This window comes from Chloroflexota bacterium (assembly GCA_009840355.1).
Lineage (GTDB): Bacteria > Chloroflexota > Dehalococcoidia > Lucifugimonadales > JADFKI01 > Bin90.
Genome location: VXNZ01000008.1, coordinates 1 through 25,786 on the forward strand (window position 1 = coordinate 1; position 25,786 = coordinate 25,786).

The 25,786-nt window shown below is 57.8% G+C and carries 28 protein-coding genes; 19 read left to right on the forward strand and 9 right to left on the reverse strand.

Annotated features, from left to right (window positions below; all coding sequences use genetic code 11):
• Window positions 1–211: 211 nt before the first annotated feature.
• A complete protein-coding gene (locus F4X57_01445) occupies window positions 212–2,827 on the forward strand; it encodes a hypothetical protein (protein ID MYC05837.1) in 2,616 nt (871 codons plus the stop codon).
• Between the two features lie 113 nt (window positions 2,828–2,940).
• Here the strand turns inward: F4X57_01445 and F4X57_01450 are convergent, their stop codons facing one another.
• Entirely contained in the window at window positions 2,941–3,648 is a 708-nt protein-coding gene (locus F4X57_01450) for a TIGR00266 family protein (GenBank protein MYC05838.1), read from the reverse strand.
• Between the two features lie 246 nt (window positions 3,649–3,894).
• Here F4X57_01450 and F4X57_01455 point away from each other — a divergent pair, with 246 nt between their 5' ends.
• From F4X57_01455 to F4X57_01480, 6 genes are all read left to right on the forward strand, one after another.
• The gene (locus F4X57_01455; protein MYC05839.1) at window positions 3,895–5,262 is read left to right on the forward strand and encodes an MFS transporter; all 1,368 of its coding nucleotides are present in this window, start codon (window positions 3,895–3,897) and stop codon (window positions 5,260–5,262) included.
• A 206-nt stretch (window positions 5,263–5,468) separates the two neighbouring features.
• The gene (nthB, locus tag F4X57_01460) at window positions 5,469–6,149 is read left to right on the forward strand and encodes a nitrile hydratase subunit beta (GenBank protein ID MYC05840.1); all 681 of its coding nucleotides are present in this window, start codon (window positions 5,469–5,471) and stop codon (window positions 6,147–6,149) included.
• Between the two features lie 117 nt (window positions 6,150–6,266).
• Entirely contained in the window at window positions 6,267–6,890 is a 624-nt protein-coding gene (gene nthA, locus F4X57_01465) for a nitrile hydratase subunit alpha (protein ID MYC05841.1), read from the forward strand.
• Between the two features lie 130 nt (window positions 6,891–7,020).
• A complete protein-coding gene (locus F4X57_01470) occupies window positions 7,021–7,323 on the forward strand; it encodes a nitrile hydratase accessory protein (protein MYC05842.1) in 303 nt (100 codons plus the stop codon).
• 111 nt (window positions 7,324–7,434) lie between these two features.
• Window positions 7,435–8,202, forward strand: coding sequence for a precorrin-3B C(17)-methyltransferase (cobJ, locus tag F4X57_01475; protein ID MYC05843.1), 768 nt, complete (start codon window positions 7,435–7,437; stop codon window positions 8,200–8,202).
• Between the two features lies 1 nt (window position 8,203).
• Window positions 8,204–9,583 (forward strand): cobyrinate a,c-diamide synthase, encoded by a 1,380-nt coding sequence (locus tag F4X57_01480; GenBank protein ID MYC05844.1) that lies wholly within the window; start codon window positions 8,204–8,206, stop codon window positions 9,581–9,583.
• Between the two features lie 219 nt (window positions 9,584–9,802).
• On the opposite strand, the gene F4X57_01485 is transcribed toward F4X57_01480, so the two are convergent.
• Window positions 9,803–10,249 (reverse strand): hypothetical protein, encoded by a 447-nt coding sequence (locus F4X57_01485; protein MYC05845.1) that lies wholly within the window; start codon window positions 10,247–10,249, stop codon window positions 9,803–9,805.
• Between the two features lie 167 nt (window positions 10,250–10,416).
• Between F4X57_01485 and F4X57_01490 the strand changes: the two genes are divergently transcribed.
• The 6 genes from F4X57_01490 (at window position 10,417) to F4X57_01515 (ending at window position 15,975) form a co-directional block, all read left to right on the forward strand.
• A complete protein-coding gene (locus F4X57_01490) occupies window positions 10,417–11,364 on the forward strand; it encodes a site-specific DNA-methyltransferase (GenBank protein ID MYC05846.1) in 948 nt (315 codons plus the stop codon).
• Between the two features lie 284 nt (window positions 11,365–11,648).
• Complete coding sequence (locus F4X57_01495) at window positions 11,649–12,254, forward strand: hypothetical protein (protein ID MYC05847.1); 606 nt, start codon at window positions 11,649–11,651, stop codon at window positions 12,252–12,254.
• Window positions 12,255–12,357: 103 nt separating this feature from the next.
• Window positions 12,358–12,609, forward strand: coding sequence for a hypothetical protein (locus F4X57_01500; GenBank protein MYC05848.1), 252 nt, complete (start codon window positions 12,358–12,360; stop codon window positions 12,607–12,609).
• Between the two features lie 58 nt (window positions 12,610–12,667).
• Window positions 12,668–13,810: a mandelate racemase/muconate lactonizing enzyme family protein gene (locus F4X57_01505; protein MYC05849.1), complete on the forward strand. Its 1,143-nt coding sequence runs from the start codon at window positions 12,668–12,670 to the stop codon at window positions 13,808–13,810.
• Window positions 13,811–14,171: 361 nt separating this feature from the next.
• On the forward strand, window positions 14,172–15,248 hold the full coding sequence (locus F4X57_01510) for a 3-deoxy-7-phosphoheptulonate synthase (protein ID MYC05850.1): 1,077 nt from the start codon (window positions 14,172–14,174) through the stop codon (window positions 15,246–15,248).
• Between the two features lie 115 nt (window positions 15,249–15,363).
• On the forward strand, window positions 15,364–15,975 hold the full coding sequence (locus F4X57_01515; protein MYC05851.1) for a pyridoxamine 5'-phosphate oxidase family protein: 612 nt from the start codon (window positions 15,364–15,366) through the stop codon (window positions 15,973–15,975).
• Window positions 15,976–16,199: 224 nt separating this feature from the next.
• Here F4X57_01515 and moeB read toward each other — a convergent pair whose 3' ends face one another.
• The 3 genes from moeB to F4X57_01530 all read right to left on the reverse strand — a co-directional run bounded on the left by moeB (window position 16,200) and on the right by F4X57_01530 (window position 18,601).
• The gene (gene moeB, locus F4X57_01520) at window positions 16,200–17,039 is read right to left on the reverse strand and encodes a molybdopterin-synthase adenylyltransferase MoeB (GenBank protein MYC05852.1); all 840 of its coding nucleotides are present in this window, start codon (window positions 17,037–17,039) and stop codon (window positions 16,200–16,202) included.
• Between the two features lie 256 nt (window positions 17,040–17,295).
• The gene (locus F4X57_01525; protein ID MYC05853.1) at window positions 17,296–17,694 is read right to left on the reverse strand and encodes a MerR family transcriptional regulator; all 399 of its coding nucleotides are present in this window, start codon (window positions 17,692–17,694) and stop codon (window positions 17,296–17,298) included.
• Between the two features lies 1 nt (window position 17,695).
• Complete coding sequence (locus F4X57_01530; protein MYC05854.1) at window positions 17,696–18,601, reverse strand: J domain-containing protein; 906 nt, start codon at window positions 18,599–18,601, stop codon at window positions 17,696–17,698.
• Between the two features lie 185 nt (window positions 18,602–18,786).
• On the opposite strand from F4X57_01530, the gene F4X57_01535 reads away from it, so the two are divergent.
• The 6 genes from F4X57_01535 (at window position 18,787) to F4X57_01560 (ending at window position 23,241) form a co-directional block, all read left to right on the forward strand.
• A complete protein-coding gene (locus F4X57_01535) occupies window positions 18,787–19,212 on the forward strand; it encodes an Hsp20/alpha crystallin family protein (GenBank protein MYC05855.1) in 426 nt (141 codons plus the stop codon).
• A gap of 195 nt (window positions 19,213–19,407) precedes the next feature.
• On the forward strand, window positions 19,408–19,971 hold the full coding sequence (locus tag F4X57_01540; protein ID MYC05856.1) for a cob(I)yrinic acid a,c-diamide adenosyltransferase: 564 nt from the start codon (window positions 19,408–19,410) through the stop codon (window positions 19,969–19,971).
• A gap of 59 nt (window positions 19,972–20,030) precedes the next feature.
• Window positions 20,031–20,699 carry an imidazole glycerol phosphate synthase subunit HisH gene (gene hisH / locus F4X57_01545; protein MYC05857.1) on the forward strand — a complete coding sequence of 223 codons (669 nt, stop codon included), beginning with the start codon at window positions 20,031–20,033 and terminating at the stop codon, window positions 20,697–20,699.
• 44 nt (window positions 20,700–20,743) lie between these two features.
• Window positions 20,744–21,460, forward strand: coding sequence for a 1-(5-phosphoribosyl)-5-[(5-phosphoribosylamino)methylideneamino]imidazole-4-carboxamide isomerase (gene hisA, locus F4X57_01550; GenBank protein MYC05858.1), 717 nt, complete (start codon window positions 20,744–20,746; stop codon window positions 21,458–21,460).
• A 71-nt stretch (window positions 21,461–21,531) separates the two neighbouring features.
• The gene (gene hisF, locus F4X57_01555; protein ID MYC05859.1) at window positions 21,532–22,419 is read left to right on the forward strand and encodes an imidazole glycerol phosphate synthase subunit HisF; all 888 of its coding nucleotides are present in this window, start codon (window positions 21,532–21,534) and stop codon (window positions 22,417–22,419) included.
• 198 nt (window positions 22,420–22,617) lie between these two features.
• Window positions 22,618–23,241 carry a bifunctional phosphoribosyl-AMP cyclohydrolase/phosphoribosyl-ATP diphosphatase HisIE gene (locus F4X57_01560; GenBank protein ID MYC05860.1) on the forward strand — a complete coding sequence of 208 codons (624 nt, stop codon included), beginning with the start codon at window positions 22,618–22,620 and terminating at the stop codon, window positions 23,239–23,241.
• Between the two features lie 243 nt (window positions 23,242–23,484).
• Here the strand turns inward: F4X57_01560 and F4X57_01565 are convergent, their stop codons facing one another.
• From F4X57_01565 to rplU, 4 genes are read right to left on the reverse strand one after another with little or no spacing between them, the layout of a single operon-like run.
• Window positions 23,485–24,588: a DUF1385 domain-containing protein gene (locus F4X57_01565; protein MYC05861.1), complete on the reverse strand. Its 1,104-nt coding sequence runs from the start codon at window positions 24,586–24,588 to the stop codon at window positions 23,485–23,487.
• Window positions 24,498–24,704: a 50S ribosomal protein L31 gene (gene rpmE, locus F4X57_01570; protein ID MYC05862.1), complete on the reverse strand. Its 207-nt coding sequence runs from the start codon at window positions 24,702–24,704 to the stop codon at window positions 24,498–24,500. The genes F4X57_01565 and rpmE overlap by 91 nt, the downstream gene beginning before the upstream one ends.
• Before the next feature lie 36 nt (window positions 24,705–24,740).
• Entirely contained in the window at window positions 24,741–24,992 is a 252-nt protein-coding gene (locus F4X57_01575) for a 50S ribosomal protein L27 (protein MYC05863.1), read from the reverse strand.
• A gap of 36 nt (window positions 24,993–25,028) precedes the next feature.
• Window positions 25,029–25,352 carry a 50S ribosomal protein L21 gene (gene rplU / locus F4X57_01580; protein ID MYC05864.1) on the reverse strand — a complete coding sequence of 108 codons (324 nt, stop codon included), beginning with the start codon at window positions 25,350–25,352 and terminating at the stop codon, window positions 25,029–25,031.
• Between the last annotated feature and the right edge of the window lie 434 nt (window positions 25,353–25,786).

Below are 25,786 nucleotides of genomic sequence, written 5' to 3' on the forward strand. Positions count from 1 at the left end.
GGGATCGGCATTTGTGTTTAATTGTCAGTCATTAAATTTTTTTTAACCCCCCCCCCGTGAATCATTATTCCTAGCTAATCAACGCTTCTCCCGTCCCGGCGTCCGATACGCCGCCATCCTCGCCCTCGCCGTCATCGTCCTGCTGCTCGGCACGGCATCCCCACCCATCGCAAGCGCCCAGACTGCCAACACATGCACAAGCGGCATCGCCGTGCCCAATCCCGACGACAATCCGCGCCTGGTGCAGGACTGCGAGACATTGCTCGCCGCGAAGGACGCTCTCAGGGGTAACGCGGAACTCAATTGGTCCGCGGACACTGCTATGAGCGGCTGGACGGGCGTTACGGTAGGCGGCGACCCGTTGAGGGTAACGAGCGTCAATCTGGCGAACCGCGGACTGAGCGGCGTCATCCCCTCTCAACTCGGCAGCCTCCCAAGCCTCACGACCCTATACCTCCACCGCAACGCGCTGACGGGCGAGATTCCCGCCGAACTTGGCAATCTGTCCAACCTGCAAGGGCTATACATCCAGCGCAACCAACTGACCGGCGAGATACCCTCGGCGCTGGGCGACCTGTCCAACATGACCACGCTGTACCTTACCAACAACGGATTCACCGGCTGCATACCCGCCCCGCTGCGCGATGTGCAGAACAGCGATCTCAGCAGCACGTACTTGCCCTTCTGCGCCGACGAACCCACACCTGAACCTGAGCAGGACAGCGGCTGCTCCAACAGCGTAGCCGTCCCCAATCCCGAGAGCACTCCCGGACTATTGCAGGACTGCGAAATCCTGCTCTCCACAAAGGACGAGTTCGCGGGCGACTCGCCGCTGAACTGGTCCGCCGATATCCCTATGAGGCAATGGGATGGCATCGGCGTCGGGTCTAGGGTATTTGCTATCGTCCTCTCGGAACATGAATCGCATAGTCATGGCGTCATTCCGCCGCAGTTTGGTAATCTCTCTAGACTTCAAATGTTGCTTCTGAGAGATGTTGACCTGAAAGGTCCCATACCCCCAGAACTGAGCAAGTTGTCCAATCTTTGGCGGCTGATTCTCGAGGACAATCAACTGACAGGCCCCATACCTCCAGAGTTAGGCAATCTATCCAATCTTTATGAATTGCGTCTCTTTAGGAATCAATTGACAGGCCCTATACCTCCAGAGTTGGGCAATCTGTCCAATCTTGAGGAACTGTATCTTTATGGCAACCAGTTGACGGGAGAGATACCCCCAGAGCTGGGTAGCCTTTCAAAGCTTCAGCGTCTGCGTCTCGGTTGGAATCAACTGACAGGCGAGATACCCTCGGAATTGGGTAACCTTTCAAAGCTTCAGTTGTTGAGTCTCCAGGACAATCAACTGACGGGCGAGATACCCACGGAACTGGCCAATCTACCCAATCTTACTTATTTAGGGCTTTCCGGTAACCAATTGTCGGGCTGCTTTCCTTCACATCCACCTTATGGCTTCACCCACGATTTCTTTGCCTCTGACGGTTTATTCTGTGACAGGGACACCTTGACGGCATTCTACAATGCCACGGGAGGCAAGAGTTGGACGCGCAGCGACAACTGGCTGAGCGATAGGCCGCTTGGCGAGTGGCACGGCGTAACAACCGATGCCGACGGCAGAGTCGTCCGGTTGGAACTGCGAGATAACAACCTTGTCGGGAAGATACCGCCATATCTGAGCCATCTTGGCAGGATCGAGGTGCTGGCGCTTGACGGCAATCACCTGAGCGGGACGATTCCTCACCAATTTCGCGCGCTACGTAACCTTACGCGCCTGGCGCTCAATAGGAACAACTTGGAGGGCAGAATACCTGGCTCCTTATGGTGGGACCTTAAGAATCTCAGCGTCTTGGGACTCGCCAAGAACGAGGACATTAGCGGTCCTGTACCTGCAGGGCTTGGCAGCCTGAGCAATCTCACGAAGCTGTCCCTGCACGACACCGGCCTGAGCGGACCTCTGCCGGTCGAAATGGCTAACCTGTCCAAACTGGAGAGGCTGGCAATCCAGAATACAGGACTTTGCGTTCCGAGATACGATGACACGGAAGCATGGCTTGCCGGTATAGAAGACACGGGCGACATCGACTCGATGCTCTGCGAGTCGCCGCGGGCGGCAATCTTGGACATCGAAGGCGAGGACAATTTTATCAACCTTGCGGAGGCCGCAGACGGCATCAGGTTCACCGGCACCCTGACGTTTGGAATGCCCGATCCGCCGAGAATTTCTATGTATATGAGGCCGACCCAGGAAATTGCCACCGACACGAACCAGATATTCGTCTACTATAATACGGATCCTAGCAGACGGTATTTCCGCGCCTACGACGGGACATGGGAACATAACATCGTAAGCAGATTAGCCCGGCTTACTCCCGCACAGCTCAAACATAACTCTCATCTGTTCACTGCTGAGTGGACGGCTTTTCTCGAATTGAACCCCGATTATGGACGTAATGGGTATGTTCCTTATGAATTCTTCCTGGACCTGAACGTGCCCACGCTGGAATCGGCGACGCTGACAGGCGACAATGCGATTACTCTGACATTCTCCGAACCGCTGGATACCTCCAATCCACCCGGAGACCATAATGCTTATACCGTGCAGGTGGACGGTTCGCCCGGTCCCGCCGTGCAGCACATAGGCGTAACTCTGCCCGCCAATAAAGAGGTACGGCAAATCACGCTGCATCTGGCGGAAGCCGTGCCGGACGACGGAGAGATAACGCTGGAATACGACCCGTCCGCGACCAACTGGCCGCTGCAGGATGTGGCGGGCAATCCAATGGAAGCAGGGACACATACGGTTAGCAGGTAAGAGGCACGACTTCGCGGATTCCCACCGTAGGGGCGACCGACCGGTCGCCCCTACAACGGCATGGTTGGTGTCATTCCGGGGGCTTTTCTTCCTGACAGCATCGGGCGCGCCGTCTAGTTTTCGCTCTTCGGCAGGAAAGGCAGCAGCTTGCTCACCAGAGATTCCAGGTTGCGCGTCTGAATCCAGACATGACCGTTGCCATTGAACTTCATGACCAGTCCTTCGCCGCTCGTGAGCAGAGAGCGTATGCCGCCGACCTTGCCGATCGAGTATTCCACGTCGTCGGTGAACGCGACCAGATGCCCCGTATCCACGACAAGCTCCTCGCCGGGCGTTACGGGCACCTTCTTGATTGCGCCGTAAGCGTTGTAATAGACCGTTCCCGTCCCGCCTTCGGTGTACGCTCTTAGGAAGAACATGCTCTCGCCGCTGAAGAAGCCCCTGAACCCCTGAAACTTCGAGTCGGTCTGCACATTCTCGCTGCACGCGAGGAACGAGCCGCTCTGCAAGAATATGTTCTGTCCCGGGCTGAGGTCGAATGTGAGGATGTCGCCGGGCGTGGAGGGAGCGAGGCTGACCCAGCCGCCGTCTCGCTCTGCCGTGAAGGTGTTCAGCGCGAAGGATTCGCCGCTGACCATGCGGGATATGCCGCCGAAAAAGCCGCCTCCGCCCGTGCCGGTGCTCATGCTGACGCCCTGCTGCGCCACCATCGCGCCCGTCTCCGCCTTGATGGACTCCCCGCTGTCAAGCTCCACATTGAGCATTGCGTAACTCGGGCTGAACTCTACTGAAGCTCTCAATATATCCCTCTCTGCAACCATTCGCGGATTATTGCGACTTATCCGGAAACGCTCATTATTGAATAATGTCGTGATGTGTACGAGTTTATCATGACTAGTCAATTGCCGTGGCGTGTGGGAGATGGGTGTATCAAACTACGCGCATACTACACACCGAAATATGCGCTAACACCGCCGCGCGATTGTATGTAGAATAGTGCGATACATAGTCGCACATCGCGCTGCCAAATCTGCCCGAAACCAACGGCCTGAATCCAAAGGAATGATATGCCGAAGACCTTGCCCGAACTACGCGCAAAGAAGGATGGTATGTACTACGGATGGGTCATCGTGTTCGTTATGGCGACTGCGGGGGCGGTCAGTATGGCGATGGGGTCGCTCAACTTCGGGCTGTTCATCAAGCCGATGGGTGATTCGCTTGGCATCGGGCGCGCGTGGTTCGGCTGGGCGCAGACGGTCAGGCAGATTGCAAGCGCGCTGACGAGCCCGGCCGTTGGCATCCTGATAGACCGCTACGGCTCGCGGGTGATGCTGCCCGTCGCCGCCATCGTTACCGCAGGCGCGATGATTGGACTGTCCTTTATGCACGAAGCCGTATCCGCTATCGTTGGCGTAGGATCGTCGTTCGGCATGGCATTCGCAAGCGACACTGTCGCCGCGCTGTTCATGGTGGCGATGTTCACATTTATGGGGCTCGTCGGCATGAGCGGGCCCGGCGCGCTCGTAACATCCGTGCCGGTGCTGAAGTGGTTCGTGCGCAATCGCGGACGCGCGATTTCCTTCATGGCGCTGGGCATTCCCGTCGGCGCGATGGTGTTCGTGCCGCTGACGCAGACCTTTATCGACATGTGGGGATGGGAGCGTGCGTGGCTTATGCTGGCGATAATCGGCGCCAGCGTGATAGCGCCGCTCGCCGCGATATTCGTCAGGCGGCAGCCGGAAGACTTGGGCTTGCTGCCGGACGGCGATTCAATGCATGGTCCAAATGAGGAGGACGAAAATAAGTTGAACTCCGGGGAATCGGCAGATGAGGTGTCGTGGACAGTGAGAGAAGCGATGCGCTCGCCGGTGTTCTGGAGTCTGGTTGCGATGTTCAGCATGGTGTCGCTCGCAACCAGCACGGTTGCGCTGCACCGCATCCCCGACTTCGCCGATAGGGGCTTCGACACGACGCTCATCGCGCTGGCAACATCGTTCGACGCGGTATGCGCCGGTGCGGCATCGTTTACATTCGGCATACTTGTCAGCCGCATTCCCGTGCGCATTCTGGGCACGCTCGGCTTCGCGTTCTTGGCGATAGCGAGCGTGATGACGATTCTCGCCGCAGACGATGTTACGATGTTCAGCTCAATGGCGATATTCGGGCTTGGAATCGGTGGAATGATGTTCCTGCAAAATTTCATCTGGGCAGACTACTTCGGCCGCGAGCATGTGGGCGCAATTCGCGGCTTCTCAATGCCGATTAACCTGATACTAGGCGCTGCCGGTGCGCCAATCGCCGGCTATGTATATGACGCCACCGGCACATACAACACAGTCTGGTGGGTTGGCGTAGCCCTAATGTCCAGCTCCGCCCTGCTAGCTCTGTTCACCCCGCCGCCCAAAAGAGCGCCGGCGGAGATGGAACAGAAGTAATCTTCGTTCCTTGATGCCAATCCCCCCTTTGTTGGGTGAAGTCTAGGATGGGCAAGAAGCGCATACGTCCCCTAACCCTTTGACGATTTAGCCCCACGCAAATATACTTCGATTGTGAATTGCAAGATATACTTTGACTGCTTGAGCAACGCCTTAGATTGGTAAGCGCCATAGCAGCCATCGCATAGTCAAAAGGACAGACCACTATGAACGGTGTTCACGACATGGGCGGTATGCACGGCTTCGGTCCCATCGACATCGAGGCGGACGAGCCTGTGTTTCACGACGAATGGGAAGGGCGCGTATATGGCATCGTAACCGGCATCCGCGAGGAGCGTGATGTGTATGGGCCGTACGGCTCGCGCCACTACATCGAGAACATCCCGCCGGCGCAGTATCTCGCGGCGAGCTACTACGAGCGCTGGATGCTTGCACTGGAAGCGGCGCTCATCAGCAAGGGCTTGCTGACCGCCGACGAGCTGGACGCCAAGACGCGCGATTTCGCCGCCACCCCGTCCGCCGTCCCGTCGCGCCGAGACAATCCCGCCCTCGCCGAGCGCGTCCGGCAGCGAATCTACGCACCACAGCCGATCGAAGAGCAAGCTGCATCGCTGCCGAGCTTTGCGATAAGTGACGCCGTCGTTGTGCGAAACATTCATCCCGTCGGACACACGCGCCTGCCGCGATATGTGCGAGGCAAGCGTGGCATCGTTGAGCGCGTGTACGGTGCGCAAGGTTTTCAAGACGAACCAACGATATCTGACCGCAGCCCGCAGCATGTGTACAGTGTGTCGTTCGATGCGGTCGAACTGTGGGGCGCCAACGCAGAGCCGAACCAACGCTTGTACATTGACATGTGGGAATCGTGGATGGAAGCTGCAGAATAGTTGCAGAGATTGTCATTCTCAACGTTCATATTGTTCTTCCCCATAAAGGGCTGACAGGGGAGAGGTTAGGATGGGGGAGTAATTGCACATCTCAAATTGGCAATACGGAGCAAAGCAATGAGCGGAAATCACAGCGGCGAGCGCCATTCCAAACCCCAGTCTTACGCCGCGCTGCGCACGAAAGCAATCGAGTCGTTGCTCGTCGAAAAAGGGCTGATTTCCACCGACGCCATCGACGCCCGTGTACAAGCGTATGAGCAAGACATAGGTCCGCTGAACGGAGCGAAGGTCGTAGCGCGCGCGTGGACGGATGCCGAGTTCAAGGCGCGTCTGCTGTCGGATGGCACATCGGCAGTCGGCGAGATGGGCTTCTTCGGCGCGCAGGGCGCAGAAATTGTCGCGCTGGAGAACACGCCCGAAGTTCACAACGTTGTGGTCTGCACACTCTGCTCGTGCTACCCGTGGCCCGTGCTGGGCTTGCCGCCGCGCTGGTACAAATCGGACGCTTACCGCGCGCGAGTCGTCATCGAGCCGCGCGCCGTGCTGCGCGAATTCGGTCTAACACTTGGCGACTCGGTGGCAGTGCGAGTGTGGGACAGCAATTCAGACATCCGCTACATGGTGCTGCCCGAACGCCCCGATGGCACGGACGGCTTATCCGAAGAAGAACTCGTGCCGCTGGTAACGCGCGACAGCATGATAGGCGTAGCCAAAGCCAAATCACCCGACTTTGCAGTGTAGAGCACTGATAGCAATCGCCACTCCAGCGCCCCTTCTCCCTCATAGGTAGGGCTAGGAAGGCTAGTATGGGAAGCAAACCAGCACTCAAACAACGCCCAAGACCGCAAGATAACATGACCAGCGAGACCCAATCCCAAGTCACAAACATGCAAGGCGACTTAGCGCTGCCACGCAGCAACGGCGCGCCTCTCTTCGCCGCGCCTTCGGCATCGCGGTCGCGCTCAACGAAGGCGGCGCATACGACTGGGTTGACTTCCAGCAGCGTTTAGCGGACGAGATTGCCGCAGCGCCGTCGGACACAGAAGGGACTGTGTACTACGAACGCTGGCTTAACTCGTTAGAAAGCCTGCTGCTCGACTACGGGTTGGTAACGCAAACCGAATTGGACGCGCGTACTGCCGCTTACAAATCCGGCGATATTGACGATGATTAGCACCACGGACGGCGTAATATACATGCGCACAATTTACATAATTACCGACACACGAACACGGACTCAGGTGCGGACGATGTCGCGAACACCGCGTCTCAAGGCGGCACGCCTATGAACTCCGCGCGAATATACCTCGTTGGGCTGGGTCCGGGCGACCGAGCACTGCTGACGACCGCCGCCCTTGACGCCTTGGGAGGCTGCAATGCCATCGTCGGCTACGACGGCTATCTCGCGCAGATCCGCGATCTGGTGGGCGATAAGCGTGTTGTGTCGATGCCGCTGGGCAAGGAGATGGAGCGCGCCGCCAAAGCCGTAGAACTCGCGAGCGCGGGCAGCACGGTCGCCGTCATATCGTCCGGCGATATCGGCGTGTACGGCATGGCAGGTCCCGTGTTCGAGCATCTCGCCGCCAATGGCTGGGATGGCGAGAACCCGCAAGTCGAGGTCGTGCCGGCAGTCTCCGCGGCGCAAGCGGCGGCGTCCGTGTTGGGCGCGCCACTGATGCAAGACTTCTGCGCCATCAGCCTGAGCGACCTAATGACGCCGTGGCAAACCATTCGCAAGCGGCTGGACGCGGCGGCATACGGCGATTTCGTGATTGCGCTGTACAACCCGCGCAGCAAGCGGCGGCGCAAGCAGATTGTCGATGCACGCAGCCTGGTGCTTAAGCATCGTAGTGCGGACACGCCGGTCGGCGTCGTGCGCAACGCATGCCGCCCCGACCAGCAGCAATTCTTGACCACGCTCGGCGAACTCGAACAGCACTTTGAGCGCATTGATATGTTCACCATACTGGTCATCGGCAACTCCACGACATACATTCACGGCGGGCGCATGGTTACGCCGCGCGGATACGTCGTCCCCACGAGCGTAAAGTAGCATGGCGCGCGCCGCGACACCGGCAATCGTGCTGGCTGGCACTCGCAGCGGTGTGGGCAAAACAACCATCGCCACCGGTATTATGGGCGCGCTCGCGAGGCGAGGGCTGCGCGTTCAGCCGTTCAAGTGCGGTCCTGATTACATCGATCCGTCCTATCACCTGATGGCGTGTGGCGTGCCAAGCCGCAACATCGACACTTGGATGCTGTCCCATCAGACCGCGCTGGAACTGTACGGCAGGGCAGCGCAGTCCGCCGAAGTCGCCGTCGTCGAAGGCGTGATGGGCTTGTACGACGGGCATGCCAACCTGACGGAACAAGGCTCTACGGCGGAAGTCGCTAAGCTGCTGCGCGCGCCTATCATCCTGATTGCGAACGCGGCGCGAGTGGCACGCAGCATCGCGGCGGAAGTGCTCGGATTTCAGCAATTCGACCCGTCGGTGAACATCGCGGGCGTCGTCCTCAACGGCTTGGGCAGTCCGCGCCACCTAGAGTTTTGCAAACCGCCCATCGAGGACGCCACAGGGCTGCCCGTGCTGGGCTACATGCCTCGCCGCGAAGACTTGCGCGTGCCGGAGCGCCATCTCGGGTTGATACCCACAGTCGAAGGCGTGGTCGTGGAGAAGTGGTTCGACGAACTCACGGCGCAAATCGAGAGCACGATAGACCTCGACCGTCTGCTTGAAATCGCAAAACAGGCGGATACGCCGCGAGTCTCGCCAAGCTTCTTTCCTTCAGAGCCGCAGCCGCGCAAGGCACGCATTGGCGTGGCGCAGGACAAGGCTTTCAACTTCTATTATCAGGACTCGCTCGACATGCTAGAAGCGTGGGGCGCGGAACTCGTGCCATTCAGCCCTCTGTCGGACGCGGCACTGCCCGATGGCGTAGGCGGCGTGTACATCGGCGGCGGATTCCCCGAGATATTCGCGCGCGAACTTGCCGCAAACGAGCGCATGAAGCGGTCGATACGCGAGGCGCATGCACAGGGACGCGCGATATACGCCGAGTGCGGTGGGCTGATGTACTTGGGTAAGGCGTTGACCGACTTCGACGGCGTGGCGCACGAGATGGTCGGCCTGATACAGGCGCGTTCATCGATGAGCAAGGGACGCCTGACGCTCGGCTACCGCGAGGTAGAGGCGCTGTCCGAAGGCGCGCTGCTGGCAAAAGGCGAGACCGCGCGAGGGCACGAATTCCACTGGTCCGTAGCCGACAGCCCATCGTCCGCCGAGCACGCGGCATACGCCGTCCGCAGCCAAGATGGTCGTATCGAAGGCTTCCGTGCGGGCATTCTTGCGGCTTCGTACATACACATTCACATGGGCAGCCGCCCCGGGATGGCGCAGCGGTTCGTAGAGCAATGCGCGAATGCACAACTCTGACTATTATCCCATTCGTATGACGAATCCGTTCTGCGATTCTTTCTGATTCAGAGTATTCCAAAATCGCTTCTGCGCTGGGCGGAGAGCATCGGGGTTGAAGGTTTTGCCGCCAGTAATTTTCATCGTAGGTACAGGCTTGTAAGTCCGCCCTTCAAACTTCACATCTTCAAATTGGTGAACAGAACACCGAAAATGTGCTGCGAGTGCTGCGAAGTGTCTTTACGGCGCAGGTATCAATAGCCTGTGATTGGTTGTCGTCACTAAAAGGTCGTCTCCGTCGTGTCTTATGGATAGCGAGACGGACAAGTAGTCTTGCATGGCGCGGCGCTTTCCGAGCTTTATTTTGCCAGGGTTGCCCCCGATCTGTCGGCATATCCTCAGCCATTCGGGGCAGTGTCCCGCGTAGCCTTCGCGCCATGCGAGCGAGTGCGCCAGTTCGTGGAGCAGCGTTCCCATCACCTCTTTGGCCGGGATGCGGCAGTCGAGGTAGACTGTTTCGTCTTCTAGCCACAAGGCAGCTATGTCCTTGCAGCCCGGAACGTGGTCGAAATTGATTGTCTTGAGATTCACTTCGATGGGCTGCGCTGCCAGTTTCTCAAGCGTGTGTCGCGGCAGCGCGCCGATGCGATGAGCGATTGTCCGCTCAGTGTCTGTCAGTAGGCGCATCAGGCATTGCTCCTTTCTCTTTGGATGTGGACTCTCTGGATGTGGACTGTGAGCGAGAAGCCCCTAATACCTCTGCTCTACAGGATTCCTACAAAAGCGGGGATGACGATTCGATAATCACACTTATCAAGAATAATGCAACCTGAACACGCTTGACGTGCGCTTAAATGTTCTATATCATTCGCTGTGACAATACAACAGGCGAGGCGAGGAAACAATTGCAGAATCCAGTATTTCTTGAAGACTGCACGCGCTTTTTGGCGCACGCCGCCAAAGAGGTGCCTCCGTTCGATTTCACATTCCTCGACCCGCCGTTCAATCAAGGCAAGGAATATCGAAGGCATGACGACCAGTTGGACGATGGCGAGTACTGGGACTGGATGCGGGATGTATGCAAGCTCACGCTCGACCATTCGTCTCAAGGCGCGGCGATGTATTTCATGCAGCGCGAAAAGAACGCCGAGAATGTGCTGCGAGTACTGCGCGAATCAGGCTGGCACTTCCAGAATCTGATTGTGTGGCGCAAGAAAACATCTGCCGTCCCAAGCCAAGTTCGATACGGCAAGGCGTACCAAGTCATCGCCTTTGCTACGAAAGGACGGCGCGCAAGGGTGTTCAACCGATTGCGGATAGACCCGCCTGTGCCTAACGGGTACAAGCCGCGCGAAAAGGGCATGTTCGTCACAGATGTATGGGACGACATCCGAGAGTTGACCTCCGGCTACTACGCTGGCGACGAAGCATTGCGCCACGAAGATGGCGAGCGTGTTCACAAGCAGCAGTCGCCCATCGCCTTGCTGCTTCGAATAATACTGTCCTCCACGAACCCGGGGGATTGCGTCTTTGACCCATTCGCGGGCACGGGAACGACGCTGGTCGTCGCGTCGCAGTTGTCGCGCGTCGGCGTTGGCGTCGAGAAAGATGTGGTGAACTACGACTACATCGAAGCGCGTCTGCGAGACGCTCGCGATGCAGACTCGGTCCTACATTACCGCAGTGACTACATACACACTCCTTCGTTGAGCGAGATATGGCCGGTCAGCCAAGCCGGACACTCTGCCAACGGGACGGCATCGGCGTTGCTGAACGACTCCGTGCCGGTGCTAGTTGAGTGAACGCCATGCCAACTTCGTCTGTCTATCACTTCTTCGCTCGCCTTATGGAACGCAGAGGCTACTTTGTTCAAGACAACAAGCTTGAGGACTTCGCGTTTCCCAGAAACATGATTGCGGCAGAATCCCGATCGGGGTTTCCTGATTTCGTATTGAAGACCAACCGCGACGGTTTATTGTCAGGTGGGGAGTTCATCGAACTCAAGGATGCGAGGAGCTACCAAATATCGTCCTTCAACTCCACTCTACCTAGTGCTACAAAGGCTGTCTCCTCATTGCCGAACAACATGCAAACTCAGTTATTGGAAGCCGGCGAAGACTTGGATTCTATCCCCGAAAGAGATGTGTACTACCTTGTGAGGGGTATTAGGCTGACCATATCATCGCCGTTGGCAAAGACCGTGCTGGTGAGCGGAGCGTTCTTTGAGACCATACCTATCGGTGAAGTGCTTGCGGATGCGTTCAATCAGGTCGCGATAGAATCCGCGACAGATGAAACAGATGCGTCGGAAATCTCACAGCGATTGGATATTCAGCAAGTCCACTTCGCGCGAACCAGAAGGGTCGAAGGATCGTCTATCTCTCTCCGCTTTAGGGTAATGGCTCAAGTTGACCCACGCGCCAATCTTCTGTCTGATACCAGATTCCCGATGATTGCGGCGAATACTTTGACAATGCTGGTCCACGAACCACAACTGACTGATCCTGATTTAACGAACCAATACACTTGGGATCAACCACCTGATGCAATAAAGAGCTGCGACGCATACAATCATTTGGCGCAGGCGCTCGACGAGATTGATAAGTCATTGAAAGAAATCATCCAAGTATCGGTGCTGCGGCATCCTATGAACGGCCCGTTCTTCCTGGCGCAAGCGTCCATTCACCCTTGAAATGAGTGTCTATATGCCGGGCGGGATTGCCCATAAGCACTTGGCACCGCTACATTTCTGCATTAGCATCAGCCTAGTTGCAAAAGCAGGAAGGTGAATTACAATGGGCGTAAGGTTCTACACTGCCACCGGCCGCTGCGTGCGCTTCGATTCGTTCGATGCTGACAAGGCTGAGGAAATCAAAGAGTTCCTCTTGAACGACATACCGAATTACCGGAGCGACGACCATATCGCATACTACGATGATTTCGTACTTGCGGAGGAAGCGGATGAAATGCCGCCTGCGGTTGTAGCGTTTCTGTCTCGCTTGATTGACGAGAACGGCGGCAGTGTGGACATCACCTTTACGACATAGTGCACGCATAGCAGCGTACATCTTACCCTAAAGCATAGAACCTAACAGGAGCACCCACGTGAAAGTAACAGACTTCCGCACCCTAGTCGTCGAAAACGAGCCGCCCTACATCGGCGGGCGGTATCTGCTCTGGCTTGAGCTGATGACGGACGAGGGCATCACAGGCTTGGGCGAGCGCATTACGGGCAGCACATACTCTCGCAGGCTGGGCGACCTGAAATCGCAGATTAGCCTCATCGAAGAGATGGTGCGGCAGTATGTCATTGGCGAAAGCGCGTTCAACATTGAGAAGATTTGGGACAGGATGTACGCCTCGCGGCACGATTATCGCCACCCAAGCCTGCACGCCACGCCCGTGCTTTCCGCGATCGACATGGCGTTGTGGGACATCGCGGGCAAGGCGGCGGGGCAACCCATCTACAATCTTCTCGGCGGCAAATACCACGACACACTGCGCGCTTATGCCTACATGCCCGGAGGTTCGTTCAAGGACAACCCGGAGGCGGCGGGCGAGGTGGCGGCGCAGTTGCTAGAAGAGGGCAACTCCGCGTGCAAAATCGACCCGTTCATGCCGACATACCCCATCCCGCGCGACATATCTCTGCCGGAAATCGAACACGCGGCGAAGATATTTGAAAGCATACGCGATGCCGTGGGCAACAAACTGGAAGTGGGCATCGGCACGCACGGGCAACTGACCACTTACAGCGCCATCCGCGTGGCGAAAATTCTTGAGCCGTTTCATCCGTTCTGGTTCGAGGAGCCGGTGCCGCCGGAGAACATCGATGAGATGGCTCGCGTCTCCGCGCACACCAGCATCCCCATCGCAAGCGGTGAACGACTCGTCACCAAGTACGAATTCTCGCAGCTCATCGAAAAGAAGGCGGCGCAGATAATCCAGCTGGACGTCGGGCAGTGCGGAGGTATCTTGGAAGCGAAGAAGATCGCCGCGATAGCCGAAGCGCACTATGCGATGATCGCGCCGCACATGTACTGCGGTCCAATCGCCGCCGCTGCCGCTGTGCAAATCGACACCTGCTCGCCCAACTTCCTGATACAAGAGGCGAACCAGGGCCCATTGCACAAGATTATCTTCAAAGAGCCGATAGTCTTTGAGAACGGCGCTATTATTCCTCCTACGGGACCGGGGCTTGGCATTGAGTTGGACGAATCCGTGCTGAAGAGCCGGATTGTGGAGTAGTCGGAGACCTACTATCACGCGCGCGAATTGTAATGTTAAATTCTGATTAAAGTGTTGACACGAATATCGTCTGTATGTGATACTCATCACGATGATTAACGCAAACACCCGCTGGACCTACGCTTATTATTACTTTACCGACGCCAATACGGTCGGCAAAGGTTGCGCGTCCTGAATTATCCGGACGCAGAGCGGTAGATACCCAGTACACTCGAACCCCAGCCGACAGCGGACTGGGGTTTTTGTTTGCAGGTCGAAGGCAAAATCACATGGCAAGCAACAGGCGAAAAACGAATCAACAACGCGAGCGATTTTAGTTAGATGAGGCGATTTGCCTCGATGAGAAAAGAGAGGAATCCAGATGCAACCATCACCAGCGAGGGATGTTAACGTGGCTAGTACCGAACCCCTAATCAGCCCGGTTGGGCTTGTCGAAGAACTTCCGCTGACTCCGGATGTGGAAGCCAATGTACTCGAAGGCAGAAGGCAGATCCAGGCAGTGCTGCGCGGCGATGACCCGCGCTTCATGGTCATCATCGGCCCATGCTCGGTACATGACGAAAACGCGGCGCTAGAATACGCAGGGCGGCTCAAGGTGCTGCAGGACGAACTGAGCGACCGCATCCTGTTCGTGATGCGCGTTTACTTCGAGAAGCCGCGAACCACGGTCGGCTGGAAGGGCTTGATTTACGACCCGGATTTGAACGATACCTTCGACATAAGCGGAGGGCTGCGACGCGCGCGACGGCTGCTGCTGAAGATAAACGAGATGGGCTTGTACACCGCGACCGAGTTCCTCGACCCCATCGTGCCGCAGTATCTCGCCGGGCTGGTTTCATGGGCGGCGATAGGCGCGCGCACGACCGAGAGCCAGACGCACCGCCAGATGGCGAGCGGCTTGAGCATGCCAGTCGGCTTCAAGAACGGCACTGACGGCGACGCGCAGATTGCCGTGGACGCGATGGTTTCCGCGCAGTCCGAGCATGCATTCCTCGGCATAGACCACTTCGGGCAGACCTGCATCGTAAACACCAACGGCAACGAATACGGCCACTTGGTGATGCGCGGCGGCAGAAACGGCACCAACTACGACGCAGAGTCTATCGCCACGGCGCAAGAGTTGCTGAACAAGGCTGGCGTGCCTTCGCAGGTAATGGTGGACTGCAGCCATGGCAATTCCAATAAAGACCACCGTAAGCAGAACGTGGCGCTGTACTCTATCATTGAGCAGCGCGTGGCTGGCAACATGGACATCATCGGCTGCATGCTGGAAAGCCACCTTAATCCCGGCAACCAGAGCCTTAACGGCCGCCTGCTGGACGAGTTGGAATACGGCGTGTCCATAACGGACGCCTGCATCGGCTGGGAGGAGACCGACCTACTGCTTCGAAACGCCCACGCCAAGCTCGCGGACGCCGTGCAGCAGCCTGTGGCATAATCGGTTGTAGTCGGTAATCCTCCTTCTATGTCCATCCCTTCGCTGGGTGAAAGACTAGGAAGGGGACAGAACGAGCTACACACACTGACATAAGCCGAAGCCCCGCATCTAAAGAATGTCGGGGCTTCGTCGCATTTGGAGGGCAGCCGTGCTGCAGACAGAACGAACTAGGATACGCAATCATCCTGAGCGCGCCGTGCCGGAGCAGTCCGCGGACATACTCGCGCAGGGTGTCGTGGCGCATGTTGGCTTCGTGGACGACGGGATGCCGTATGTCATACCGCTGTCTTACCACTACGACAAGGAATCGCCGGAGTCCATCTACCTGCACGGCTCGATACGCAGCCGCGCGATGAAGGTACTGGCGAGCGGCACACCGGTGTGCGTTACGGTTACGCTGACCGACGGGCTGGTCTATTCGCGCAAAGCTATGAATCACTCGATGAACTACCGCAGCGTGGTGCTCTTTGGCACAGGACGCGAGGTTACCGGCGAAGCCGAGAAATTCGATCTATTCAACGCGATGGTGCAGCGATACTTCTCGGGTCGCATGGTAGGCACCGACTACAACACTCCGCCGCCTGCCGACCTTGGCGTTACCACGCTAGTCAAAATAGCGATCGAAGAATGGAATGGCAAGCGCCGCATCGGCCCACCTACGGGCCCCGACGATGATGACCCAACTGCCCTAGGCAGCGCCGGCGTCGTGGAATTGCGCGAAGTGTAGCCAAGCCTGCGGGCCCATTCTTGCGGACAGTGCAGGAGAGCGTATCCGCCTGAATCTAAGCCTGTCGCAATTGGTGTCGCCTATCTAGCGACGCGGCTCAATCACTGCTGTTCTCGCAAAACTCCAAACATAGAGCAGCCTGAAACGGATCTACTCAAAATCCACTTCAGGCTGCTATCTTACGCTTTCTTGCTGGTGAATCGCCGCGCTACTTATGACTTGACCTACCCCGCCGTCAACACCGGCACACCGCAGAACGCCTCGTAGTCTATAAGGTCGTCGATGGTCGGATTGTCGCCGCATAGCGGGCAATTCGGATTGCGCCGAATCTTCACTGTACGGAAAGACATGTCGAGCGCGTCGATGAGCAGCAGTCTGCCCGTAAGGTTCTCGCCCACGCCTAGGATGAGCTTCGCCGTCTCAGCAGCCTGAATGCTGCCGACTAGCCCTGGGAGCATTCCCAGAACGCCCGCTTCCGCGCAGCTCGGTACTTCGCCCGGCGGCGGTGGCGTAGGGAACAGGCAGCGGTAGCAGCCCTGACCCGGAACGTAAGTAGTCGCCTGCCCGTCGAACAGCAATATGCTGCCGTCCACAAGGGGCTTGCCGCTGAGGTACGCCGCGTCGTTGACGAGGTAGCGGGCGGGGAAGTTGTCCGCGCCGTTGATGATGATGTCGTACTCCGGGATGATGTCGAAGGCGTTCTCCGATGTAATCGGCTCTTCGTGAATCTGTACATTGACATCGGGGTTGTACGCCTTCAGCGTCTCCATGGCGGACACTGCCTTGGGCCTGCCGATGTCATCGTTCTGGTGCAAAATCTGCCGCTGGAGGTTGGTCACATCGACAGTATCGAACTCCACGATGCCGATGGTGCCTACGCCCGCAAGCGTGAGGTAAATCGAAATGGGAGAGCCAAGCCCGCCCGCGCCGACTATTAGGACTTTGGAGTTGAGCATCTTGCGCTGTCCAACGCTGCCCACCTGCGGCATTATGATATGCCTGCTATAGCGCTGCACCTGATACGGTGTCAGGACTTGGGTTCGTTCTTTCGTCTGCGTAGCCATCTGCGGGTGTTCCTCCAAACTGTGAGACTTGCGCATCGTGCGCTCTGTTTTCCACGCCGGGAAGTGATGGTGATAGGTGTGATTCTTATAGGTTGGGTATTGTGCCTGCCTATAATTTCAGCATTGTACGATTATATCATCGGCAGGTAGCGCCTTCAACTTGGCGGCTGCTTCGCAGGGCCTTTCGGTTGTCCCCCTGAACGAAGTGAAGGGTCCAAAATCGATTTGAGAGACTGAGTATATTGTTCGCTGTCTTCTAGCCCCGCCGCTGCGTCAGCCTATCACGCAACTGCGTGTTCTCCTCGCTGAGGCGAGATACTTCCGCTTCGGAATCGTTCAGCCTGTCAAGCAAGCGCAGTATGACCTCTACTCCGGCAAGGTTGACGCCTAGATCGTCCATGAATCCGCGAATGCGGCGCACTCGTTCGATGTCCGCGCGTGAGAAGACGCGCTGGTTGCCGCCTGTGCGTGCCGGTTCGATAAGCCCGATTCGCTCGTAGTAGCGCAGCGTCTGCGTCTGCACGCCTAGCATTCGCGCCGCCACGCTGATGATGAATACTGGCTCGTCGTGTCGCAATGTTAGTTCGTCCTGCTGCATCGCGTCTGCCTTTCTGTGTGTGTCCGCTATTCTTCGGAAGTCTGCCAAGCGCGCCATGCTAACCGCGCTCGCCGTTGGCTATGCGCAGGCGGCGATACTCTTCGAGCGCCTGCTTCTCGTCTGCCCCAAGCGATACGGGCAACTGGGGTTTTACCGTCACATACAAATCGCCGTTCGCGGATGGCGTATTGCGCGCCGGCATGCCATGCCGCTGTATTCGAATGCGCCTGCCGTCCGCGCTGCCGGGTGGCACTTTCAGCACCAGTTTGCCCTTCAAAGAAGTGAACTCCGCCTCGCCGCCGAGCACTGCGTCCTCGAACGGCAAAGACAGGTCGGCGTACAGGTTGTCACCATCGCGCTTGAACTTGTGATGCGATGCGACGCTGACCACCAGAAAGACCTGAATGCCGTCATCCAGCGAGATGTGCACGCGCGAGCCGTTGTCCACTGCCACCGGTATGCTGACTTCGATGCGCCGCATTCTGCCGTCCTTAGCGGGCACATTGACCATGCGCTTCGTGCCGGAGAACGCCTCTTCCAGCGTGATGGTAACCGGCACATCGTGGTGATTTGCGCGACCGGGGCGGCTACGACGGCGCGCGTTCGTGCGCGTGCGGTAGCCAAAACCGTCCAGCAAGTCGTCGAGATCGCCCAAGTCGCCGAAGCCGTACTCAACGCGCGTGCCTTGACCGAATCCGCCGCCGAAGGGCGAACCGCCGGTCTGCGATTCTATGCGGTCTGCGTGCATCCAACTGTCGCCGTACTTGTCGTATTTGGATCGCTTGTCCGCGTCGGACAGCACTTCGTTCGCTTCGTTAATCTCCTTGAACTTGCGCTCCGCCACTTCGTCGCCGGGGTTCAGGTCCGGGTGGTATTTTCGCGCAAGCTTCCTGAAGGCAGAGCGAATCTCCTTCTCGTCCGCGCCGCGGGATACGCCAAGCACATTATAGTAGTCGGTTGCCATATGAATGTCCTCATCGTTCCTGAATGCGTTGTATGTATATTAACATAACTGCAATGATTATCAATTAAAACTTGCAACAATTGATGTAAGGTAATTGGCATACTATATCACTTTACTTATAATGAACACAGAGTAAAGGTATGAGTTGACTTGACTCATATCTAACAGTCACAGCAAGGAGGAAGATGCAAATGGTCTTGCAGAGAATCGACCCATTCAGGGAGTTCAAGAAGTTGGATGAGGTTATCAGTCGCGCTTGGCAGGGCGATGGCGACGGGCACTTCGAGCGGCGCTGGGCTATCCCCGTTGACCTCACTCAGGACGGCGACGACGTGGTGCTGCGGGCGACTGTTCCTGGTGTCGCGCCGGAGGACATCGACGTTACCATCGAGGACGGTGTCCTGACCATCAGCGCGGAGACGCCGCAGAACGGCGATGACTCGTACATCATCCGCGAGCGGCGCGTCGGCAAGCTATACCGCGCGTTGCGCCTTCCGAACACTCTCGATGTGGGCAAGGCGGAGACGGAATACAGGCACGGAGTGCTGACGCTGACATTCCCAAAGGTCGAGGCGGTGAAGGCGCGACGCTTAGAAATTAAAGGCGCGTAACGCATAGACGGTGACGCCAGCCGTCGGGTTGATGCATAAAGAATACTGGCGTGACGCGCTGGCAGTTCAGGCAAAAAGGTCGGGCATCCGGTGATTTTCTCGCCGGGCGTTCGGCTCTTTTTATGTTAGCGCAATCAGATTGCTGATATAATGCGTTAGTGTCGGCGTTCACGAATAGGAGACGCGAACATGACGATGAAGATTTACACTAAGTCGGGCGACGCGGGCGAGACGGGCTTGCTGTTCGGCGGTCGTGTGCCGAAGAACGACCCGCGCTGCGTGGCATACGGCGAGGCAGATTTCGCCACATCCGCGATGGGACTGGCGCGTGCGCTGTCGCAAGACTCTCGCGTGAAGGAAATCCTGCTCCAGGTGCAGCGCGAGATGTTCACGCTCAGCGGCGAACTTGCCACCGATGTGGACAACTACGATCACTACAAGACGAACTTTCACGCCATAAGCGCGGAGAACGTGGACGCTCTTGAGACGCTGATAGACGAGCTTAGCGCGCAGGTCGAACTGCCGCCAAAGTTCATCATCCCCGGCGCGAGTGCGGCGTCCGGCGCGCTCGACTTGGCTCGTAGCGCACTAAGGGCTGCCGAGCGCAGCATTGTGGGCTTGCATCAGGATGAGCTATTGCCGAATCCGGAACTGCTTCGCTATGCAAACCGCCTCGCAGACTTGCTATTCATGCTGGCGCGCTACGAAGACCGCGCGTTGCCAATGGACATTGTAACCGGCACACGCCTAGACGAATAAAGCGCAGAGCAAACTCCAAGAGGCGCAAAGACGGAACTGAATAATCGGACTATGAATAAATGCGCTCGAATATCGCGATAATCGACTACCAGGCCGGCAATCTTCGCAGCGTGCAGAAGGCGTTGGAGGAGTGCGGAGCTAACGCGCAAATCACCGCTGACGCCGCTGCCATAGCCGCCGCGGACGGTGTTGTATTCCCCGGGCAAGGGGCATGCGATGCATCCATGCGCAGCATTCGCGAGCGCGGGTTGTACGATGTCATACGGCAGTCTATAGACAGCGGCAAGCCGTTTCTCGGTGTGTGCCTCGGACTGCAACTGCTGCTCGAATCGTCAGAAGAGGGCGACGAAGCGTGCTTAGCCATACTGAATGGCAGCACAAAGCGCCTGCCGCCTGACAAGACCGAGCAGGTCGGCTTGAAGATACCGCACATGGGCTGGAACAGCGTTTCCCTGTCTCTCGACCATCCGGTATTTGACGGCATACCACCTGGCTCCTATTTCTACTTCGTGCACAGCTACTACGCCGACCCGGTAAACAGAGCCGTAGTGGCCGGCATAACGAACTACGGCATCGACTTCTGCAGCGCGGTCGCGTGGGACAACGTGGCAGCAGTGCAATTCCACCCGGAAAAGAGCGGCGCCGTAGGCCTGCAACTTTACCGCAATTTCCTGACACTGGTCGAGAAGAGCCGTGGCGTGCCAACGCCCACGAGTGGTTGCGAGTAAAGCCGATTTAGAATGACTGCAATGCTGATTTCAAGGATGACTGCATGGAAGTGATACCGGCGATAGACCTTCGCGGCGGGAAGTGCGTGCGCCTGTATCAAGGCGACTACGCGCGCGAAACCGTTTATTCGGATGACCCGCTCGATACCGCGCTGCGCTGGGTTGATATGGGCGCGAGCAGGCTGCACATCGTCGATCTCGACGGCGCGCGCGACGGCATGCCGGTGAACTTGAACACAGTTGAACGCATCGCCACAGCCGTCGATGTGCCGCTGCATCTCGGAGGCGGCATACGCGACAGGGACGCGGCGCGCGGCGCGATTGATGCCGGTGTCAGCCGCGTTATGCTAGGCACGGCAGCAGTCGAAGATACTGAACTCATCCGCAGTCTGCTCAGCGAATTCTGTGCGGAAAGCGTCATCGTTAGCGTGGACGCTAAGGACGGACTGGTCGCGCTCCGTGGATGGACAAAGGGCAGCGGCGCGCTCGCCACTGATCTAGTCGCTGATATGGCGGCGCTGGGTGTCTTGCGCTTCCTGTACACCGACATTTCGCGCGACGGCACGCTGACCGAGCCGAACTTCGATGGCGTCAGCGCGCTCGTCGGTCAGGGCGATATTCGGCTTATCGCGGCGGGCGGAATTGCGAGCGTGGCGCACTTGGAACGGCTCGCTGAAATCGGCGCTGAAGCGGCGGTCGTGGGCAGGGCAATCTACACTGGCGACATTGACCTGCGCGATGCTATTGAGACTATCGGCTAGATGTGCGCTTAACGGCAAGCGTAAGTTATTGCAACTCAAACCTTCATGAATAAAATGAACGGAATTGCGGAGTGCTGACTAAGCGAATAATACCCTGCTTGGACATTGACAAGGGCAGAGTTGTCAAGGGCGTGAGTTTCGTGAACATACGAGACGCCGGCGACCCTGCGGACTTGGCGCGCTTCTACGATGCGCAGGGCGCGGACGAGCTGGTGTTCTTGGACATCACCGCAAGTTCGGACGACCGCGACATCATAGTCGATGTGGTTAGGCAGGTGTCGGAGCAGGTGTTTATTCCGCTGACCGTCGGCGGCGGCTTGCGCAATGTGGCGGATGTGCGGCGTATGCTTGAGGCAGGCGCGGACAAGGCATCGCTGAACACTGCGGCGGTCGCCAGCCCGTCGCTCGTCGCGGAGGCGTCCGACTTCTTCGGCTCACAGTGCATCGTAGTCGCCATCGATGCCAAGCGCGTTACCGATGATGACAAGGTTCGTACAGATGAATTAGGTGATGATAAGATCGGCACGGTCAACTTCAGCGTGGCAAAAGATATGCCCGCCGACATCGCCGCAAAAATCGCGCTGGACGAATCATCCGGCTGGCAAGTTTATGTGCATGGCGGACGTACGCCGATGGGCATCGACGCGGTGAAGTGGGCGCAGAAGGCGGCGGAACTAGGCGCGGGCGAACTGCTCGTTACCAGCATGGACACCGACGGGCAGCAGACCGGCTACGATTTGGAATTGCTGTGCGCCATATCCGAAAGCGTAACGATACCGCTGATTGCGAGCGGCGGCGCAGGCGAACCGCAACACCTCTATGACGCGCTCGCCGAAGGCAAAGCAGACGCCGTCCTAGCCGCCAGCATATTCCACTACGGCACGCACCCGATACCCGAAGTCAAGGAATATCTATCCGATAAAGGCGTGCCTATAAGACCCGGTGCGGTGGTTTCGTAAGTCCCTTCACCCTTGATTGGGGAGGGGGGTAGGATGGGGTGATCGCGCTCAAATGCGCCCGAAATAGCGAATTGAAGCGAACCACCACAATACTATTGCCACTACCGTAGCCACTACGAAATCACTCACTCATAAACTAGCATCAGAAAGTACAGACAGCTTATATGGGCAAAGCCCGAGCAGAAAAAGGACAAGGAAATGGCGCCACTGGTAAAGCTGGATGGAAGAGGGCTGGTGCCCGCAATCGCACAGAATGTGAACACCGGCGAAGTGCTGATGCTAGGGTACATGAACCCCGGCTCACTGAAGCGCACGCTGGAAGGCGGTGAAGTCTGGTTCTTCAGCCGCAGCCGGTCCGACCTGTGGCACAAGGGCGAGGTATCCGGCAACTACATGCATGTCAAGTCTGCGACAATCGATTGCGACGGCGACGCCCTGCTTCTGCAAGTCGAGCCGGACGGGCCCATCTGTCATACTGGCGTGCCGAGCTGCTTCTTCACGCCAATCGACGAGTTCCCCGAGTTCTACCGTGACGAGACGGGACCCGGCGTTCTGGAAGACCTGTTCGCATTGATTCAGGATCGCAAGCACGAGATGCCCGAGGGTAGCTACACCACAAGTCTGTTCTCAGGCGGCGCGGACCGCATCGCGCAGAAGGTCATCGAAGAGGCGGGCGAAACCGCAATCGCGGGCGTCAAAGGCGAAGCCGATCATCTTGCCGAAGAAATGGCAGACATGTTCTACCACGCCCTGGTGTTGCTATCCGCCTCCGGCGCGCGCCCTGAGGACGTCTGGGAAGCGCTCAGGGAGCGCGCGGGCTAGGCGTTTGTTTCCCGCGTAGTTTCCATTAACTTGGGACACGGCGCCCGCCAAGTCCTCCATTGCGAACGAAGTGTCGGCTCAGCCTGTCATTCCGAATGTAGCGCAGCTAGGTGTGAAATCTGAAAAATCGGAATGCCTGATGCATAACGATTTCAGACTACGCGCCCTGCTCGGATTGACGAAGATACAGGAGCCGGTGCGATTGCCAGAATTGCCAATTTCATTGCCGATGTCTCTAGTCCCCTACGACATCGCGCTCACCCGCTCCGCGTCGCGATCGGCGGCTTGGGCTTCCTGCATGGCGACGATGGCTATCTCTATCTGGTCGTCGTCGGGCTGGCGGGTGGTGAGCGATTGCAGGGCTAGGCTCGGCGTGGTTATGAGGCTGACGAGCGGGTTGCCGGCGTGCCGTCCGCTGAAGCGAATGACTTCGTAGCTCACGGCGGCGATCGCGGGCACTAGCACAATGCGGGATGTGATGAGCCACCAGAACGGCTCGCGTCCGACGAAGATGAACGCGAGTATCGCCACGACCATCACGACCAGCAGGAACGCTGTGCCGCAGCGCGGATGCGCCGTCGGATACTGCCGTATGTGCTCCACATCGAGCGGGTCGCCGCGTTCCTGCGCGTGCACGGTCATGTGCTCCGCGCCGTGATACATGAACACGCGACGAATGTCGTCCATGCGGCTTATCAGCGCTATGTATCCTAAGAACAGTAGCAGGCGAAATACGCCTTCCGCGATGTTTGCCAGCAGGTGCGAGTCTAGCAGCGTTTCCAACCAGTCGCTGGCGAACACCGGGACGAGAAAGAACAGCCCGATCGCAAGGCTGAGCGACACGAGCATCATGCCCGCCATCGACGCCTTGCTGATTTCCTCGCCTTCCGCCTCCGCGGCGACATTCGCCGAATAGCTCAGCGCGCGCATGCCGAGCGTGAGCGTTTCCGCCATTGCGATGACGCCGCGAATTAGCGGGATGCGGCGCAGCTTGCCAGTGTATATAGAAGTGAGCGGATGCCGCATTGTGGCGACGCTGCCGTCCGGCCGACGCACCGCGACCGCGATGTTGCTCTGCCCGCGAATCATCACGCCTTCGATGACCGCCTGTCCGCCGTACATCGGCGCTTGCTCTGTGCTCATGCCTTCCCCGTGATTACAAGTCGTGTTTATGAATTGTTCATGAATAATGAAAAACAGGGGTGAGCGTACCCACCCCTGCGATTGATGTGCTTGGTATGTCGTCCGCCTTGCTGCTACTGCTGCAAGTTGAACCGGCGCATCAGGCGTTCGACGCGTCCTTCGGTGTCGATGATGCGCTGCTCGCCCGTGAAGAACGGGTGGCATAGGTTGCAAATCTCGACGCGCAATTCGGGCTTGGTCGAGCCGGTCGTGTATGTCGCGCCGCAAGAGCAGATAGTGACGGCTTCCGGATAATATGTGGGGTGGATGCCGGGTTTCATTTCGGTGCTGCCTCCGTTTGATGGAGTCGTGGCGTGCTAGGCATAGACGCTGGCGCGCTTTTTGTCGCGGGTCTTATGCTCGAACTTCACCTTGCCGTCGATGAGGGCGAAGAGCGTGTGGTCCTTGCCTACGCCGACATTGGTGCCTGCGTGGATGCGCGTGCCGCGCTGCCGCACGATGATGGAGCCTGCCGTAACTAACTCGGTGTCGTAGCACTTCACGCCGAGCCTCTTGGCGTTGCTGTCTCGCCCGTTTCGCGTGCTGCCGCCGCCTTTCTTATGCGCCATGGTGTTGCCGCCTTCCTTCTGTGCTTGAGGGTGTGCTTAATCGGTGCTGTGAGAGATGTCGGTAACACGCAGCTCGGTAAAGTTCTGCCGGTGACCGTTCTTCCTGCGGTAGCGCGTCTTTGCCTTGTACTTGAAGACGATTACCTTCTTCCCGCGCCCTTGCTGTACGACTTCCGCGGTAACCTTCGCGCCTGCGACATTCGGAGCGCCAACAGTTACTTCGCCGTCATCGTCGGACAGCAGGCGAACATCGTCCAGTTCAATAAGGTCGCCTTGGTCGCCGGGCAAGTATTCGACGCGCACGGTATCGCCAGGCTGCACACGGTACTGCTTACCGCCGGTGTTGACAATTGCATACATGGTATTCTCGCCGTTTGTGGTGGACTATATGAGTGTTACGAATAACCATTGTATGCGCGAAGCGGTATTCGGTCAAGTATTAGGCGGCGGCGGATAGGGCTTTTAGGGGCTGCGGTTGTTGATGGGGACGGTTAGCTTGGGAGTGGGGATTTGGGCTGCTGCGGTGTGCTTGCGGTCGCGTCCTTCGACAGGCCCTTCGACTGCGCTCAGGACAGGCTCAGAATGGACTGGGGTAACAGGATGTGCAGGGTTTTGGGTGTGTAGTTCTTCGGGGTCGGGGTCGTTGGGGCCACAGGTGGCGAATGCCATTGCGTCTTCGGGGTCTTTGCCTTCTGTGATGTAGCGGTTGTAGGCGTTGTACTTGTCTTCGGCTTCTTGCGCTGCCTCTTCGTCGCCGGACTCGTATGCTTCGTTGAATTCGCGGAGCAGGGCGT